Source organism: Halalkalibacter sp. HAAS-P013, assembly GCF_056619925.1.
The window spans coordinates 74,807-92,623 of sequence record NZ_JBWQTU010000009.1; the positions used below are offsets into that span (position 1 = coordinate 74,807).

A 17,817-nucleotide genomic window follows, 5' to 3' on the forward strand; every position below is an offset into this window, starting at 1 on the left:
TCATCACCCTTACTTGATGGCTTGTTCAATGGTTTTCTTTCCATTTGCAGCTAATGCATGATCTGGTTGAATTTCGAGAGCTTTTTCAAATGCTTTCAATGCGTCGCTCGCACGTTCTTTATAGGCATATGCTACACCTAAATTAAAAAAAGCATCTGCATGACTTTCGTCTAATTTAATGACCTGCTCAAACTGCTCTATTGATTCATCAATATATTCTAATTGAGCTAAGCATAATCCATATTGAAATAAACCGTCAACGTCTCTTGGTTGAAGTTCTACCGCTCTTTTAAAAGAAGCTAGTGCATGTGGAAGTGCACCTAGTTGGTAATAACTCATTCCAAGCATAAAATGAACATCGGCTTCATCCAATTTTTCCATTAGTGCTTTCTTGAACATCTTCGTAGCCTCTTCAAATTGATCTTGCTTATAATAAATTGTTCCCGCCCCGTAATAAGCAGTTGCCGCATGTTCATCTAGTCCGATTGCTTTATCAAAAAAAGTGAGCGCGCGCTCGTAATCACCAAGCACCCCTAAAAGGTTTCCAAAATTCACAAAGCCAGTAGGGTCATTTGGATTTTCTTCAATCGCGTCATTAAACGCTTGTGCGGCTTCTTCGTATTTTTTTTCATTCATATAGGCAATGCCTTTTTCATTAAGCATAGTAGTCCTCCTTATTTTTTAAGCCTGTAAAAAAGTGAAAATCTACTTTTAATCGATTAAATTTGAAAAGGAAAATACCTAATTAGGCATTTTCCCACTTCTTAATAACATAATCAATTGTTCCTCCACCAAGACAAACGTCGCCATCATACAAGACAACAGCTTGTCCAGGAGTTACTGCACGCTGTGGTTCATGGAAATAAATACGAGCTGTCCCGTCCTCTTTCGGGTAAACTGTTACTCGTTGGTCTTCTTGACGGTAGCGAAGTTTCGCTGTACAAGTAAATTCCTTAAACAATGGTTCTTTCAAGATCCAATTCATTCCGATTGCGTCTAACCCTTCAGAATATAGACCTTCATGATGGAATCCTTGACCAACAATTAAAACGTTTCGATTTAAATCTTTGTCAATAACAAACCATGGCTCTCCAGCTCCACCGATACCAAGACCTTGACGTTGACCAAGTGTATAGTACATTAAGCCATCATGCTGTCCTTTTACTTCTCCATCTACTGTTTGCATTTCACCAGGTTGAGCTGGCAAAAATTCGCTAAGAAATTCTTTGAAATTTCGTTCACCAATAAAACATATCCCTGTACTATCTTTTTTCTTTGCTGTTGCAAGATTAGCGGCTAGAGCACGCTCACGTACTTCCTTTTTCGGCAAATGACCAATTGGGAACATCGTTTTTGATAATTGTTTTTGAGAAAGAGCATTTAGAAAATAAGTTTGATCCTTATTGTTATCCACACCACGTAACAGTACATATTGCCCTTCACGCTCTTCTACTCGTGCATAGTGACCAGTTGCCACATAATCAGCCCCGAGTGACATGGCATGATTTAAAAAGGCTTTAAATTTAATTTCCTTATTACACATCACATCAGGATTAGGGGTACGCCCTGCTTTGTACTCTTCTAAAAAGTATGTAAACACTTTATCCCAATATTGCTTTTCGAAATTAACTGCATAATACGGAATTCCAATTTGGTTACATACTTGAATTACATCTTCATAATCCTCTGTTGCCGTACAAAACCCATTTTCATCAGTGTCATCCCAGTTTTTCATAAAAATCCCTATAACATCATAGCCTTGCTCTTTAAGCAGCAACGCTGTAACAGATGAATCAACTCCACCAGACATTCCAACAACGACTCTTGTATCTTCTGGTCGTTTCTTCATACACTCACCACCTTTGGCTCCATTCTAGTTGATAAATTCCTCAAGCTGTCCTAGCCGCTTCACAATTTTTGCTGTTTCAACTGCAACTCGCTCAATTTGTTCTTGGGTATTACCAAGCCCAAAACTAAAACGAATCGCAGACTGTATCCGCTCGTTATCTTGGCCAAACATTGCTACAAGTACATGAGATGGCTCGATCGACCCTGCTGTACAAGCGGAACCGCTTGAGGCTGAGATCCCCACCAGATCAAGATTCATTAACAATGATTCGACATTCACTCCAGGGAAACTTATATTTAATACATGCGGCAAACGCTTATGTTGATGACCATTGACATAAAAAGTTACTTCTTCTTCTGCCCATCTATCAATTAATGTCTTAGCAAATTGTTGGTATTTCTTTTGCCGTTCCTCAATGGAATGAACAGACAATTCCATTGCTTTAGCAAATCCGACAGCTGCTGCAACATTTTCTGTTCCCGCTCGACGCTTTCGCTCTTGCTCTCCTCCAAAAAGAACAGGCCTAAGTTTCAAGCCTTCTTTCACATAAAGAAGACCCACGCCTTTAGGACCGTTAATTTTATGAGCAGAAATCGATAGCATGTCTACTTCCAGTTCGGCAAGATTTAATTCAACCACCCCACACGCTTGTACTGCATCCGTATGAAAAACAGCTTGATGTTCTCTTAACAAAACTCCAATTTCCTGAATTGGCTGTACTGTTCCAACTTCATTGTTGCCAAACATCAATGTAACGAGAATTGTATCATCACGCAAAGCTACTTGTACATCGTTTAGCTTTACTCTCCCTGTTTCATCTACAGGAAGATATGTAACTTCAAATCCGCGTTTTTCAAGCTCCTCACATGCATGTAATACGGCGTGATGCTCCACCTTTGAAGTAATAATATGCTTTCCTTTCGCTTCATGCTCTAATGCATAACCAAGAATCGCCAAATTATCTGCTTCTGTTCCACCACTCGTAAAGATAAGGGTTTGTTCACTGACATTTAGAGCATGTGCGATTTTTCTACGCGCTTGATCGATTGCTTGCCTCGCCTGTCTTCCGATTTGATGAATGCTTGAAGGATTTCCAAAATACGTCTGGAAATATGGGAGCATTGCATCGAGTACTTCTGGATGAAGGGGTGAGGTTGCTGCGTGGTCAACGTAAATCATCTCCACTTTTCGTCCACCTTCTTTTATATATACTACCTATCTAAAAGGAATAAATCCTCTTAAATGTAAAACATAAAATATTCTTGATCTCCTGAATCTTTATATGTCGCTAAGTCTTCAAGAGTTGTGTTATCAAGTACATCCTTGACAGCATCACGTATTTTTATCCATAGATTGCGCTTAGCTGGCTCTTCATTATCCATTACTTCTACTGGGCTAATTGGCCCCTCCAACACACGGATAATATCACCTGCTGTAATTTCTTTTGCATCTTTCGCTAGCATATAACCTCCGTATGCACCACGGACACTTTTAACAAGCATTGCATTCCTAAGAGGTGCAATTAATTGCTCAAGATAATGTTCTGATAAATCATATTCTTTAGCAATTGATTTAAGTGATATAGGTCCTTCCCCAGCTTGTTTAGCTAATGCCATCATGATAGTGAGTCCGTAGCGACCCTTCGTTGAAATCTTCATCCTTTTTCCCTCTTTTCAAAATAGAATCAAATATCCGCTTGCAATGTGGTAATGTTACTCCTACAACTGAACCAATTCCAAAACAAAAAATAAGTGTACCAATAAATACGGTACCTCCTAAAAGCCAACCGACTTTCAATACTACAACTTCCATTAAAATTCTAACATGTTGTACTTTCCAGCCAGTTTTTATTTGCAGTGCAAGCATTAAGCTATCTCGAGGACCTGCTCCACATCCTGGAGCAATGTATATCCCAATGCCATAACCAATTATGATGATCCCCGTTATCATCATGACATATTGCAAAAGTAAGTGAGTAGGGGCTGGTACGATCCATAAAAATAGGTCAATAAATATACCAAGGAACAGCATATTTAAAAAGGCTCCCATTTGTGGCCACGATTTCATTAAAAGTGCTGTTATAATTAATACAACTAATCCCATAAGAATAGACCAAGTACCAACGGTCAATCCAAAATGATTTGTCAGACCAATATGAAGTACATCCCAAGGTGCACCGCCTAGTTCTGCATGAACCATTAGTGCAATCCCAAGCCCCATAACCATTAGCCCAAACAAAAACGTAATCCAGCGAATAAAAAAAATACGCTTTGTATTACTTAGTTCTATTCTCCTCAAGAGAAATCCCTTCTCTCTAATTAATTCTTTGCCATTATAGCATGAAAATCTCAACAATGGGGGGGCTAGACACTCAAAACCAGTAAGGATAGTTGGATTTTCTGTTCACATCCATTACACTAACTATAGCAATGTAGAAAGAAGGCTAAACATGAAAAAACAACCACTCGCCTATCGAATGAGACCACAAAAAATAGAAGATATAATCGGTCAACAGCATTTAATTGGAGAAGGAAAGCTATTAAGACGGATGGTTGATACAGGTCAGTTATCCTCCATGATCCTCTACGGTCCACCAGGTATCGGAAAGACATCGATCGCTAGCAGCATCGCTGGTTCCACAGGCACGCCGTCAAAAATGCTTAATGCCGTCGTTCATAATAAAAAAGATATGGAAATTGCTGTTGAAGAAGCTAAGATGCACGGACAACTTATTTTAATTCTCGATGAAGTTCACCGTTTAGATAAAGGAAAGCAAGATTTCTTATTGCCTTATCTAGAAAATGGACTTTTAATTTTAATTGGAGCAACTACGGCTAATCCGTTTCATTCTATTAATCCAGCAATCCGTAGCCGCTGTCAAATATTTGAACTCGAACCACTAACTATTGAGGACATTAAACAAGCTTTACAGCGTGCACTTGTGGATGAAACAAATGGGTATGGAAAAGAAAAAGTGGAAATTAACAACGAAGCAATCACCCATCTAGCTCAAGCTTGTGGCGGCGATGTTCGCTCTGCTCTGAATGGGTTAGAATTAGCAATACTGTCAACCTTTCCAAATGAAATTGGGATCAAAACGATTTCGTTACATACTGCTGAAGCTTGTATTCAAAAGAAAAGCTTTCAGCATGATAAAGATGGAGATGCTCATTATGATGTCCTTTCCGCATTCCAGAAATCAATAAGAGGTAGTGATGTAGATGGTGCCCTTCATTACTTAGCAAGATTAATTGAAGCAGGCGATCTTATAAGTATAAATAGAAGGTTACTTGTTATTGCCTATGAGGATATCGGATTAGCAAATCCCCAAGCAGGTTCTAGGACCTTATCTGCTATTGAAGCTTCCGAACGTCTAGGCTTTCCAGAAGCGAGAATTCCTCTTGCAAATGCGGTTATCGAACTATGCTTATCACCAAAGTCAAATTCAGCCTACAAAGCACTCGATGCAGCAATGGCTGATATACGAAAAGGCAAGATTGGTGATGTTCCAAAACACCTTAAAGATTCCCATTATCAAGGAGCACAGCAATTAGGCCGCGGCGTTGATTATAAATACCCTCATGATTACGAACACGGCTGGGTAAAGCAGCAGTATTTACCTAATAAATTAAAGGGTGTATCGTATTATGAACCTAAAAGAACGGGTAAGTTTGAACAAGCATTAGCTGATGTTTACGAACGCCTAAGGAATAAATGATGTTATCTGAGCTTGAAGCTAGTGTAAATCTAGTATTTCAAGCTTTTTACTATTTACTTTAGCCGGACGTACCTCCAATAGCTTTGTAGATTAAATACATGAACAACTACCAAATTAGCTTAAGTCTTTAATCTATTTAACTAAATCCTTACAAATTGCACTACTAAAACAATCTTTTTCTTTTTTCTATCATCCTTGTATAAAGATCTTTTTATCTGGTTAGAATTGGTACCAATTAGATAAAACAATTCAAGGAGTTGATAAAATATGAAAATTAGACAAGATGCTTGGTCTCATGAAGATGATGTATTATTAGCTGAAACTGTACTGAAACATATTAAAGAAGGAAGTACACAGCTGCGTGCATTTGATGAAGTTGGTGACGAATTAAATCGAACTTCTGCTGCGTGTGGGTTTCGATGGAATGCAGTCGTACGTAACCGCTATATGAAGCAAATTGCAGAAGCAAAGAAAGAGCGAAAAGAACGGAAACGCGCTGCATCGTATTCTTATTATCCTCAAATGAGGCCAATGTGGGCACCTCAACCAACTATGGAACGCGTAAATCAATCACTAGATAGTGAGATGTCACTAGAATCGGTTATTGACTATTTACAAAGCATGATGCATACTTCATCTCAATCTTCTGCATTACAACGTGAAAATGAGAGATTAGTGAAAGAAAACCAAGAGCTCGAATCAAGAAACAATGAATTAGAGCGGGAATTGAAGAAAATTAAACAAGATAATAGTATCATTGAAGAGGATTATCAATCTCTTATTCAGATTATGAATCGTGCTAGACGTATGGCTATTTTAGAAGATGAGGAGTCTCTTTCAACTGCCTCTTTCAAAATGGATAAGAATGGGAATTTGGAGAAATTAGCAAAGTAAGAGCCTTAAAGCTTTAAAAGCCTGAATTATTTTACTGAGAGCACTGAAAATGGGAGGCAGTTTCCCCTTTTCAGTGCCTTCTTCTTTTTCACTCGTATTGGATTCCCAAAATTTTCAAGTCAATCGAACAATACGAGAGCCAATGATCAATAGCACATCATAATGAAAGGCTGTAATGATTGTTGCTGTGAAGAAACGTTTTTCTCGTAGTGAAATGGAGCCGAAGTCACTCGACTCCTGCGGGATGAAGAGGTAGGCCACTGAAAAAGGTACGGTTTTGACCTTTTTCAGTGGCCTCAAAGAGGTAGGGGCGAGACCCCACAGGCGCCGGAGGCTCGGCACCTCCTTGCGGGTGCGAGTGGCTGGAGCGCAAGGAAACGAACATGTGGAGAACACGGACCCCATAAAAACAACAAAGTATGCGAAAACAGTCTAATGAAAAGAAGAGAGGTCTCAAATGGAGCCTCTCTTAACGGTTAATTTCAATTCCTTTTAATAAGTTCGTAATGACATGCCCAGCCATAATTAACCCTGCTACTGAAGGTACAAAGGCATTTGATGAAGGCGGCATTTTTGCCTTTCGAATGCTTCCTTGTTCTGCTGCCTCTGAAACAACTTCTTGCCGAATTTCTTCTCTAATCTTTATTGGTTGCTCATCAGAATAGACAACTTCAATTCCTTTACGTATACCATCTTTTCGTAATCGAGTTCGAACAACTTTCGCAATTGGATCATGACTTGTTTTTGATATATCCGCAATTCGTAATCTTGTTGGGTCCATCTTATTCGCTGCTCCCATACTAGAAATAATTGGGATCTTACGTTCTAAACATTGTTTCATTAAATGAATTTTATAACTGATCGTGTCACTAGCATCAATGACATAGTCTAAACCATAGCTAAAAAACTGCTCGTATGTTTCTTCAGTATAAAACATCTTTAATGCTATGACTTCACACTCAGGATTAATATCTTGAATACGTTCTTTCATTAATTCAACTTTTTGTCTACCAACTGTCGACAATAAGGCATGGATCTGTCTGTTCACATTTGTAATATCGACATCATCTTTATCCACAAGCACCAATCTGCCTACCCCAGAGCGCGCTAATGCTTCAGCTGAGAAAGAACCTACTCCTCCAATACCCAGCACTGCAACTGTACTGTTCCTTAATTGATCTAATCCATCGTGACCTATGGCCAATTCATTTCGAGAAAATTGATGCAACATTCGCCTTGCTCCCTCCAAACAATCTATCGCAATGACTATACCATAGCCATTCTTAAAAGTCTAAACTAACTACTACGTTTACCTAAAACGATTACAAACATACATTAACTTGTATTATTAGTAAACACTAGGCTTTTTAGTAAAGTTGTTTCCTAAAGATTGTTACTGTGAAGAAACGTTTTTCTCGTAGTGAAATGGAGCGAAAAGTCACTCGACTCCTGCGGGATGAAGAGGTAGGCCACTGAAAAAGGTAAGGTTTTGACCTTTTTCAGTGGCCTTTAAGCAATGAGCGAAACTGTTGCTTTGTCTTAAAGCCTGCTATGAGTGGTTTTCTCATAGCAGGCGCACAACGTGTGGAGCCATTGCTGCTTCCTTGAATCCGCTAAAAAGGACTTTTTCAGTGCCCTCATAAAGAGGTAGGGTCGAGACCCCACAGGCGTAGGAGGCTCGACACCTCCCCGCGGAAAGCAAGTTGGCTGGAGCGCAATGGAACGGACATGAGGGGAACACGTACTACATAAAAAAACAACTTCTCTATTTGAGAAGTTGCTTGCCTACTATGTACAGCAAGAATCCCAATCATGCCGTATTTATTATGGTTATGAACCTGTTCTAAAACAAGGTGGGTGCCCTGTAAAAACCATTTTACTTCCTAAACAAAAAGGCCTGTAATCCGATTCTCAACTCAAGCTCCCAATGTTAATCTGTTGGCTCAAAACGTAAATTTCTACGTACATATTAGGAGTTCTTACTTATTTATATTTATAGTATCAAATCAGCAATTGTACGTCAACAAAATATTCAGATTATTTACTCACCTCTATTATTTGGTAAATGCTTCTCAGTATGATACAGTTATTTACTGTATACACACATTTTAGAGGTGACTTATATGAATCTGCTAGCTACTCAAACATGCATAGAAATTCGTCAAGAAATTGGCTGGACAGAAAAACGTACAATTGAAACGTCATTTGATATGAAGCTATTTGATAATCAACTCACTGTTAAAGATGATGTTTACCCACTCACAACTATTTTTGATATTTCTTATCGTAAGAAACCAGAAAAAGGTGCAATGGGTTTTCTATATTTGCATACAAGTCGAGGTGTTCGGACGTATTACATAAAGGAGGATGCATACGCTTTAGTGACTGCTTATAAAAAGCTAAAATCAGAACGCCCCGAATTGCGCTGAGTGAATTGTTTCTAAACGTCTACGTGTTGAAATATCCCCATAGATTGGATACGTTTCAAAAGGTGTACCGTCTGTACTTTTGATAATCCATCCTTCTCCTTCATGGTGAGAGAATGTGTCAATTACAGCTATCTGATTTTCCTTCACCCAATGAAGCGCAGTTTCTCTTTCAGCATGAGTTAGGAAAACAAATGCATGTGTAAATGGTTCTTTTCGTTGTTCTGCCTTCGTTCCTAAGCTTCTTTGAGAATGTCTAGTACGCTCATGGAAAAGGAAGTCTTCAACCATACTATTTGCCGTAGCCTCTTTCCCAGCACCAGGTCCAATAAAAAGAAGTTGATTAATAGAATCACCTTCAATTGATATTCCATTTGTCACTCCTCTAACACTTGCTAACGGTTCGTTTTGTGTTAAAAAGGCTGGAGTCACAGAACCATTTACTTTAGCTTCACCCTGCCAAGCCTCAGCAATTAACTTTATCTTAAACCCTAGACGCTCTCCTATTTCAACATGCCAATCCTTAATACTCGATACACCTTTACGTGAAAATTCATTAGAAGAAGACCAGCTTCCAAAACATAAGCGACTTAGAATTCTTATTTTGTACCAAGCATCAAAGCCTTCTAGATCGTCAGTTGGGTCTGCCTCAGCATAACCTAGCTCTTGTGCCTCTAATAAAACATCAGCAAATCCTCGATGGTTTTCGATCATTTCTGTTAACATATAATTTGTTGTTCCATTTAAGATTCCAGAAATTCTTGATATTGGTGTAGTTGTGAGTGTTCCCTTTAACGCATTAATAATCGGAATGCCACCTGCAACTGCTGCCTCATATCCATAATAGGTCGAGTGTTGATCTGCTAATCTCTCAAGTAATTGTCCCTTCTCTGCGACGAGCTTTTTGTTAGCAGTGATAACTGGAACACCTTTTTCTAACCATTCTGTTGTATATGAGAGTGCAGGTTCAATTCCTCCAATGGCTTCAAAAATGATATCAAAGTCAGCTGAATTACAAAACTCATCCCAACTAGTTGTAACAAACGACTCAATATCAGACGCGCGTTGTTTTTGACGACTTTTCACAAGAATTGCTGAAATGTGTATTTTCTTTCCTAACAGCTGTTCTAGCTGCTCCTTTGAATTAGTCAGGCGTTCATATACACCGCTGCCAACCGTTCCAAATCCTATTAAACCTACTCGTAGCATATCCATACCCTCCTCTTAAATAAAAAACCTCTCCAGATAAGGAAAGGTTTTTTTGCCTTCACTTATCTTTCAGAATGAGTCACATTCTGCTGAAAGTAGCACCTTTTTTTGCATGGCTTGCAAAACGGTTGCCGGGCTTCGTAGGGTCAGTCCCTCCACCACTCTGGATAAGTTTGAATTCTTCAAACGTTCATATTCAATTAACGTGATTATACGTTAGCTTTGCCTAACTGTCAAATATATGATTAAACATTCACCTTTTCAGATTTTCTCCCGATAATTGATAAATTTAAATCAATTAACTGCTCAACACTTACTTCACCAGGTGCATTCGTCAACAGATCACTAGCACTTGCTGTTTTCGGGAAGGCAATGGTGTCACGTAAATTCGTCCGACCTGCTAGTAGCATAACTAGACGATCTAGTCCTAATGCAATCCCACCGTGTGGCGGAGTACCAAATTCAAATGCTTCTAACAAGAAACCGAACTGTTCGCGAGCTTCCTCTTCAGAAAATCCAAGTGCTTTAAACATTTGTTCTTGAATATCACTTTGGTAAATACGTTGCGAACCACCACCAAGCTCATATCCGTTTAATACGAGATCATACGCATTAGCACGTACACTTGCAGGATCAGTTGCTAGTAAAGCAAGATCTTCTTCTACTGGACTTGTGAACGGATGATGTAAGGCAACATAACGTTTAGCTTCCTCATCGTATTCAACAAGTGGAAAATCAACAACCCAAAGGAAATTAAATTGACTTTTATCGATCAAGTCAAACTGTTTTCCAAATTTCAAACGGAGTGCACCAAGGCTATCAAATACAACCTGTTTCTTATCTGCACCAAAGAATAATAAGTCGCCAACTTCAGCGCCAAGAGCTTCTTGTAATGAAGTAGAAATCTCTCCCGTAAAGAACTTAGCTATAGGTCCTTTAAGTCCTTCTTCTTCTACCTTAAGCCATGCTAAGCCTTTCGCTCCATATTGTTTTACATAATCAGTAAGAGCATCGATTTCTTTACGAGAAAGCTTATTTGCTCCCCCTTTTAAGTTCAAGCCTTTTACTGTTCCCCCACTTGCAAGAGCACTTTGGAACACTTTGAATTCTGAGTCTTTCACAATCTCTGATAGTTCAATTAGTTCCATCCCAAAACGAAGGTCCGGTTTATCTGAACCAAAACGGTTCATGGCTTCATCATATGTCAAACGTGGAAACGGTAATGAAACGTCAACGCCTTTGATTTCTTTCAAGATCTTTACCATCATTTTTTCCATCATGGCAATTAAGTCTTCTTTGTCCATGAACGATGTTTCAATATCGACTTGAGTGAACTCCGGTTGACGATCAGCACGCAAGTCTTCATCGCGGAAACAACGTGCAATTTGATAATAACGTTCAAAACCCGAAACCATTAATAATTGTTTGAAAAGTTGCGGTGATTGTGGCAGAGCATAAAACTCGCCATGATGAACACGGCTTGGAACTAGATAATCACGAGCCCCTTCTGGTGTACTTTTTGTTAACATTGGAGTTTCAATCTCCATGAACGTTTCCGTGTCAAGGAAATCACGAATTAACTTTGTTGTACGATAACGTAGTTTAAACGTCTCTTGCATATCTGGACGACGAAGATCCAAATAACGATATTTTAGCCGAACATCTTCTGAAGCGTCTGTATCAGCTTCAATTTGAAACGGCAGTGGTTTTGATGCATTTAAAATGCTCATTTTTTCAACATGAACTTCAATTGAGCCTGTAGCAATTTTCTCATTAACCGTTTTAGGATCTCTTGCAACGACCTTTCCACAAACTTCAATGACATATTCATTTCTTACTCTTTCTGCTGTAGTTAAAGCTTCTTGATTCACCTCAGGATTAAATACAATTTGAATAATACCTGAACGATCGCGTACATCTAAAAAGATTACTTGTCCTAAATCACGGCGTCTTTGTACCCACCCTTTTAATTGTACTGTTTCACCTACGTGCTCTTCGCCTAGCTTTCCACACTCATGTGTTCTTCCTATCATCTTACTTACCTCCTACTGTTTTCCCTTTTATATAATCAATAAATGATGCCAAATCAATTTCACTTTGTTCGCCTGTTTCCATCTCTTTTACATTGATTTTCCCCTGCGAAAGTTCATCATCACCAAGTATTGCGGTGAATCGTGCTTGAAGACGGTCCGCAGCCTTGAACTGCGCTTTCATCTTCTTGTCTAAATAATCTTTGTCAGCACTAATTCCTGCACACCTTAACTGATAAAGCAGTTCAACTGTCTTTTCCTTTGCTGCATCACCTAATGAAACTAAATAACAATCTAATTGTGGAGCAGCTGGAATCGCTTGTTCTTGAGCTTTTAGTGCCATAATTACTCGCTCAATACTAAAAGCAAAACCAATTCCAGGAGTAGAAGGACCTCCGATATCTTCTACTAGACCTGTGTAACGTCCACCGCCACACAATGTCGTTATTGCTCCAAAGCCTTCTCCTTCAGACATAATTTCAAATGCCGTGTGATAATAATAATCGAGCCCTCTTACAAGTGTTGGATCCACTACGTAGGTAATTCCTAGTTGATCCAAATAGTTCTTCACTTGGCTAAAATATGTACGGGACTCTTCGTTTAAATAATCAAGAATCGATGGAGAATTTTTCATTAATGGGTGCTCTCGGTCTTTTTTGCAATCTAATATCCGCAATGGATTTTTTTCTAGACGACTTTGACAATCATCACAAAACTCATTGATATTCGGTTTAAAGTGATCAATCAACGCTTGCCTGTGAGCTTCTCTGCTCTCTTTATCACCCAAGCTATTAAGTACTAACTTTACATTTTTTAAACCAAGCTCTTCATATAGACTCATGACTAGAGCTAATACTTCCGCATCAATAGCAGGATCTTGACTTCCTAATGCTTCGACTCCAAACTGAACAAATTGACGCATACGCCCTGATTGTGGCCGCTCATAACGGAACATAGGACCAGTGTAAAATAATTTAGTCGGCTGAATGGGTTGCCCGTACATTTTCTTTTCCACATATGAACGAACAACAGCAGCGGTTCCCTCTGGTCTTAATGTTAAACTACGATTTCCTCGATCTGTAAATGTGTACATTTCTTTTTGAACGATGTCTGTCGTATCGCCAACTCCACGTTGGAATAAATCGGTATGTTCAAAAATTGGTGTACGTATCTCGTGATAATTATACCTGCGACAAACATCCTTCGCTTTTTCCTCAATGTATTGCCAAAGCTCTACTTCGCCTGGCAATATATCCTGCGTACCTCGCGGGATTTGAATGTTCATTCTCTCATCCTCCAAATATAAAAATAAAAAAACTCTCATCGCTGATGAAAAATAATCATCAGGGACGAGAGTTTATACCCGTGGTGCCACCCTAAATTGAAGCAATATCATTGCTTCCTCTTTAAACAGTTAACGCCTGTATACGTCTTTTCCTAGTAGTACAATACGTTCAGAAAAACTCCTCTGAGGTGTTCATTCATTAAGACAGATATGGAGGGCTCTCAGCCTTGACCTCTCCTCTCTTTTTTACCTGCTACCTTAACTACTATGCCTCTTCTTCGGAATAGTTGCAGTTCATTTAATTGATTATTATCATACGAATGTTCAAGCAATGTGTCAATAGTTTAATTACGATTCATTTTATCCTTTAGTAATTTGACATCCCGTAAGGATAACCCAAATTCACTAGCTAATTCAAGATTTGTATGTTGGTTTTCACGTTCTACAAAATTATGGTAGTCCATATTAAAAAGTGGCTGTAACCGATTATGATGCATTTGTTGACGCATACTCGAGCGCATTTGCTTCATTCCTTCCAAAGTCGTTTCTCCTATTTTGACCAAGTTAAGAGAAAAACTTACATGGATGAGGAAATTACACAAAAGGATCCTTGAATTTTGTCAGCGCGAACATGAACATGGTTGCGATGGCTTCTCTCGCCGTGCGCCTTTTGAGAAGTTCACTCAAAAGGCTTAAGACCTTTACGGCGGCTTCACTCATCGCGTCGAGCCGATAAAAAAGGGAAGTTCGCCCTTTTTTTGATTGTGATGGCTTCTCTCGCCGTGCGCCTTTTGAGAAGTTCGCTCAAAAGGCTTAAGACCTTTACGGCGGCTTCACTCATCACGTCGAGCCGCTAAAAAAGGGAAGTTCGCCCTTTTTTTGATTGTGATGGCTTCTCTCGCCGTGCGCCTTTTGAGAAGTTCGCTCAAAAGGCTTAAGACCTTTACCGCGGCTTCACTCATCACGTCGAGCCGCTAAAAAAGGGAAGTTCGCCCTTTTTTAGCGGCTCTCTACAATCAGTGTTACGGGGCCGTCATTAACTAGGGAAACTTCCATCATCGCGCCAAATTCGCCGGTTTGTACGTCAATTCCTTTTGATCTAAGTTCATCATTGAATTGGTCATACAGCTCTTTTGCTAAATCTGGTTTTGCTGCGTTCATAAAGTTTGGTCGTCTTCCTTTTTTACAGTCCCCGTAAAGAGTAAATTGTGAAATCGATAAGATTTTTCCTTTAACATCTAGTAATGAATGGTTCATTTTCCCATCAGCATCTTCGAATATTCGAAGGTTTATAATTTTATCGGCGATATACGTGACATCTTCACTTTTATCTTCATGTGTAATACCTACTAGAAGCGTTAAGCCAGATTCAATCTGACCGACGATTTCACCACCGACACTTACAGATGATTTCTTTGTTCGTTGTAACACTACTTTCATGGTCCACCTCTAATGCATCACTCTTCGTACCGAGTAAATATCGTTTAGTTGTTTTATCTTTTCAACAACCTTATGCAAGTGATCTATGTTATGGATCGAAATAGTTAAATGAATAGTCGCTACTTTTTGTCTGTGATCAGATCGTCCTGAGACAGCATTAATAACTGTTCGAGATTCGGTGATCGCATGCAGCACTTCATTCAACAATCCATTTCGGTCGTATCCACTGATTTCAATATCGACATTATAGGACTTGCTTTGCTGCATGTCGCCTTCCCATTCCACAGGAAGCAAACGACCTTGCGCCTCTTCATTTTTCACATTCGTACAGTCTGATCGGTGAATCGAAACACCGCGCCCTTTCGTGATGTATCCAATGATCTCATCACCCGGGACAGGTGTACAGCAACGAGATAACCTTATTAAAAGATTATCAACTCCTTTTACTCGAACACCAGAGTTCACCTTTTTCTTCGGGCGGTACGTCTGGACATCCGATAAAGCAGCTACTAATGATTTATCTTCTTGCTCTTGGTCTTGCTGCTTACGTAACTTCTCCGTCATCCGGTTGACGATTTGTTTCACACTAATCCCGCCATAGCCAGCTGCAGCAAACATATCTTCTTCACCCGAGAAACTAAACTTGTTAGCGACCTCTGCAATATTTTCAGCCGTTAATACTTCTTTTGGCTCAAAATCCATAGAACGAATTTCTTTTTCAACTAGCTCGCGACCTTTTTCAACATTTTCTTCTCTACGCTCTTTTTTAAACCATTGTCTAATTTTATTTTTTGCATGAGAAGATTTGGTGATCTTTAACCAATCTTGGCTTGGGCCATAAGAATGTTTTGATGTTAATACTTCAACAATATCACCTGTATTCAAGCGATGTTCAAGTGGAACCATCTTTCCGTTTACCTTTGCTCCAATACAACGGTTTCCAATTTCACTATGAATGCGATACGCAAAATCAAGTGGTACCGAACCAGCTGGTAATTCAATGACCTCACCTTTTGGTGTGAAAACAAATACCATATCTGAAAACAAGTCCATTTTTAAAGATTCCATAAACTCCTGAGCATCATTCGTTTCCGTTTGCGATTCAATGACATCTCGGAACCAGTTTAATTTATCTTCGAATGAATTTTTATTTTGAGTTAAGTCTTTTCCTTCTTTGTAAGCCCAATGAGCTGCGACCCCATACTCTGCAATTCGATGCATTTCTTCTGTCCGTATTTGCACCTCAAGAGGATCACCATAAGGTCCGACTACGGTTGTGTGAAGGGACTGATACATATTCGCCTTAGGCATGGCTATATAATCTTTAAAGCGACCAGGCATCGGTTTCCAGCATGTGTGAATAACACCTAATACAGCATAGCAATCTTTGATGCTATCAACCATAATCCTAACTGCCAGCAAGTCGTAAATTTCATTAAACTGTTTATTCTGAAGCACCATTTTACGGTAAATGCTATAAATATGTTTAGGTCTACCTGATAGTTCAGCCTTCACGTTCACATCTCTTAAATGTACACTAATTGTATCCATAACCCCAGAAAGGTACTTTTCCCGCTCTGCTCGTTTCTTTTTCATTAGATTCACAATTCTATAATATTGTTGCGGATCTAAATAGCGCAGGGCTGTATCCTCTAACTCCCACTTAATTGTGGAAATACCAAGTCTATGTGCCAATGGGGCAAAAATTTCTAACGTTTCATTTGACGTTACACGTTGCTTTTCCGGAGGCATAAATTTAAGCGTGCGCATATTGTGCAGACGGTCTGCTAATTTAATTAAAATAACACGAATGTCTTTTGCCATCGCTATTAGCATTTTTCGATGGTTTTCCGCCTGCTGTTCTTCTTTTGATTTATACTTAAATTTCTTTAATTTCGTTACGCCATCAACTAGCATCGCTACTTGTTCATTGAACGCTTTTTCTAAATCCTCAACCGTCACATCTGTATCTTCGACCACATCATGTAAAAATGCAGCAGCTACCGTATTCGGATCAAGCTCGAGTTCCACAATAATCCCAGCTACTTGGATCGGATGAAGAATATATGGTTCTCCAGATTTACGGTATTGCCCTTCATGAGCCTGCTCTGCATATTCATAAGCCTTGCGGAGAAAAGCAACATCACTCTCATTTAAATATTGACTTGCCTTATCTAAAACTTGATCTATCGTCATGGAATCACCTATTTACGATTCAATATTTCTTTTTATTATGGGTAAAGTTATGAACTATGTAAAGGGAAAAGACCAAACTTTACAAATGTAAGCTAAAGGTTATTCAAAAAGGGAAAATTAGCCACTTTGAATAACCTTTATAAAGAAAGAGGGCAACTCAGATAAACATATGATTCTAAAAAGCAAATTGGCATTCTACGTTTAACCACTTCTCTTTTTTAATCAAGTAAGTTTGAGCCACCCAAGAATTTGTTTAATTATACGTCATTAATGAAAACAACTCATAGTTCTCTAAACGATCTCTTCCTTCTAAATAACCAAGTTCAATCATAAAGGCAATTCCAACAACTACTCCACCTAGCTGTTCAACCATATTTATCGTTGCTTCAATCGTACCACCTGTCGCTAACAAGTCATCTGTAATAAGTACACGTTGTCCTTTTTTAATCGCATCTTTATGAATCGTTAAGCTGTCTTTTCCATATTCTAAACCGTAGTCAACAGAAATAACTTCACGAGGAAGCTTCCCTGCTTTCCTAACAGGGACAAAACCAACTTCTAATGCATAAGCAATCGGACAACCAACAACAAACCCTCTAGCTTCAGGCCCAACTACTACGTCGACATCCTTATCACGTGCAAAATCAGCCATTTCGTTTATTGCAGCTTTATACGCAGCCCCGTCCTGCATTAACGTCGTAATATCTTTAAAACGGATGCCTTTTTTCGGATAGTCCTCAACAATTTGAATATACTTTTTAAAATCCATT

Annotated in this window: 16 protein-coding genes, 1 other RNA gene, 1 riboswitch and 1 other annotated feature; of the genes, 3 read left to right on the plus strand and 14 right to left on the minus strand. The window is 39.0% G+C overall.

The window, feature by feature from the left end; genetic code table 11:
- Positions 1–9 precede the first annotated feature (9 nt).
- The 5 genes from AC1FXP_RS13495 to AC1FXP_RS13515 form a co-directional block, all read right to left on the minus strand.
- Complete coding sequence (locus AC1FXP_RS13495; RefSeq protein ID WP_480062198.1) at positions 10–663, minus strand: tetratricopeptide repeat protein; 654 nt, start codon at positions 661–663, stop codon at positions 10–12.
- Positions 664–745: 82 nt separating this feature from the next.
- On the minus strand, positions 746–1,849 hold the full coding sequence (mnmA, locus tag AC1FXP_RS13500; RefSeq protein WP_480062200.1) for a tRNA 2-thiouridine(34) synthase MnmA: 1,104 nt from the start codon (positions 1,847–1,849) through the stop codon (positions 746–748).
- Positions 1,850–1,873: 24 nt separating this feature from the next.
- Positions 1,874–3,034, minus strand: coding sequence for a cysteine desulfurase family protein (locus tag AC1FXP_RS13505; protein WP_480062202.1), 1,161 nt, complete (start codon positions 3,032–3,034; stop codon positions 1,874–1,876).
- A gap of 53 nt (positions 3,035–3,087) precedes the next feature.
- Positions 3,088–3,507 carry a cysteine metabolism transcriptional regulator CymR gene (gene cymR, locus AC1FXP_RS13510; protein WP_480062204.1) on the minus strand — a complete coding sequence of 140 codons (420 nt, stop codon included), beginning with the start codon at positions 3,505–3,507 and terminating at the stop codon, positions 3,088–3,090.
- Positions 3,452–4,147 carry a YczE/YyaS/YitT family protein gene (locus AC1FXP_RS13515; RefSeq protein WP_480062206.1) on the minus strand — a complete coding sequence of 232 codons (696 nt, stop codon included), beginning with the start codon at positions 4,145–4,147 and terminating at the stop codon, positions 3,452–3,454. Before AC1FXP_RS13515 ends, cymR begins: the two co-directional genes overlap by 56 nt.
- A 151-nt stretch (positions 4,148–4,298) precedes the next feature.
- On the opposite strand from AC1FXP_RS13515, the gene AC1FXP_RS13520 reads away from it, so the two are divergent.
- Both AC1FXP_RS13520 and AC1FXP_RS13525 read left to right on the plus strand, forming a co-directional pair.
- The gene (locus tag AC1FXP_RS13520; RefSeq protein ID WP_480062208.1) at positions 4,299–5,567 is read left to right on the plus strand and encodes a replication-associated recombination protein A; all 1,269 of its coding nucleotides are present in this window, start codon (positions 4,299–4,301) and stop codon (positions 5,565–5,567) included.
- Positions 5,568–5,834: 267 nt separating this feature from the next.
- The gene (locus AC1FXP_RS13525) at positions 5,835–6,461 is read left to right on the plus strand and encodes an RsfA family transcriptional regulator (protein ID WP_332633476.1); all 627 of its coding nucleotides are present in this window, start codon (positions 5,835–5,837) and stop codon (positions 6,459–6,461) included.
- Positions 6,462–6,930: 469 nt separating this feature from the next.
- Here AC1FXP_RS13525 and AC1FXP_RS13530 read toward each other — a convergent pair whose 3' ends face one another.
- Positions 6,931–7,692, minus strand: a complete 762-nt coding sequence (locus AC1FXP_RS13530) for a tRNA threonylcarbamoyladenosine dehydratase (RefSeq protein ID WP_480062210.1) — start codon at positions 7,690–7,692, stop codon at positions 6,931–6,933.
- Positions 7,693–8,260: 568 nt separating this feature from the next.
- A non-coding RNA gene (gene ssrS / locus AC1FXP_RS13535) (6S RNA) lies at positions 8,261–8,440 on the minus strand.
- A 144-nt stretch (positions 8,441–8,584) separates the two neighbouring features.
- On the opposite strand from ssrS, the gene AC1FXP_RS13540 reads away from it, so the two are divergent.
- Positions 8,585–8,890 carry a hypothetical protein gene (locus AC1FXP_RS13540; RefSeq protein ID WP_480062212.1) on the plus strand — a complete coding sequence of 102 codons (306 nt, stop codon included), beginning with the start codon at positions 8,585–8,587 and terminating at the stop codon, positions 8,888–8,890.
- On the opposite strand, the gene AC1FXP_RS13545 is transcribed toward AC1FXP_RS13540, so the two are convergent.
- From AC1FXP_RS13545 to AC1FXP_RS13575, 7 genes are all read right to left on the minus strand, one after another.
- Positions 8,867–10,096, minus strand: coding sequence for a homoserine dehydrogenase (locus AC1FXP_RS13545; RefSeq protein WP_480062214.1), 1,230 nt, complete (start codon positions 10,094–10,096; stop codon positions 8,867–8,869). The two genes, AC1FXP_RS13540 and AC1FXP_RS13545, sit on opposite strands and share 24 nt — an antisense overlap.
- Positions 10,097–10,155: 59 nt before the next feature.
- A riboswitch (SAM riboswitch) is annotated at positions 10,156–10,270 on the minus strand.
- 71 nt (positions 10,271–10,341) lie between these two features.
- Complete coding sequence (aspS, locus tag AC1FXP_RS13550) at positions 10,342–12,129, minus strand: aspartate--tRNA ligase (protein WP_480062216.1); 1,788 nt, start codon at positions 12,127–12,129, stop codon at positions 10,342–10,344.
- Between the two features lies 1 nt (position 12,130).
- A complete protein-coding gene (gene hisS / locus AC1FXP_RS13555; RefSeq protein WP_480062218.1) occupies positions 12,131–13,411 on the minus strand; it encodes a histidine--tRNA ligase in 1,281 nt (426 codons plus the stop codon).
- A gap of 57 nt (positions 13,412–13,468) precedes the next feature.
- Positions 13,469–13,699: a binding site (T-box leader), on the minus strand.
- 56 nt (positions 13,700–13,755) lie between these two features.
- Complete coding sequence (locus AC1FXP_RS13560) at positions 13,756–13,941, minus strand: hypothetical protein (protein ID WP_480062458.1); 186 nt, start codon at positions 13,939–13,941, stop codon at positions 13,756–13,758.
- Positions 13,942–14,410: 469 nt separating this feature from the next.
- The gene (dtd, locus tag AC1FXP_RS13565; protein ID WP_480062220.1) at positions 14,411–14,851 is read right to left on the minus strand and encodes a D-aminoacyl-tRNA deacylase; all 441 of its coding nucleotides are present in this window, start codon (positions 14,849–14,851) and stop codon (positions 14,411–14,413) included.
- A 9-nt stretch (positions 14,852–14,860) separates the two neighbouring features.
- Positions 14,861–17,047: a RelA/SpoT family protein gene (locus tag AC1FXP_RS13570; RefSeq protein ID WP_480062222.1), complete on the minus strand. Its 2,187-nt coding sequence runs from the start codon at positions 17,045–17,047 to the stop codon at positions 14,861–14,863.
- A gap of 253 nt (positions 17,048–17,300) precedes the next feature.
- Entirely contained in the window at positions 17,301–17,816 is a 516-nt protein-coding gene (locus AC1FXP_RS13575; protein WP_480062224.1) for an adenine phosphoribosyltransferase, read from the minus strand.
- Between the last annotated feature and the right edge of the window lies 1 nt (position 17,817).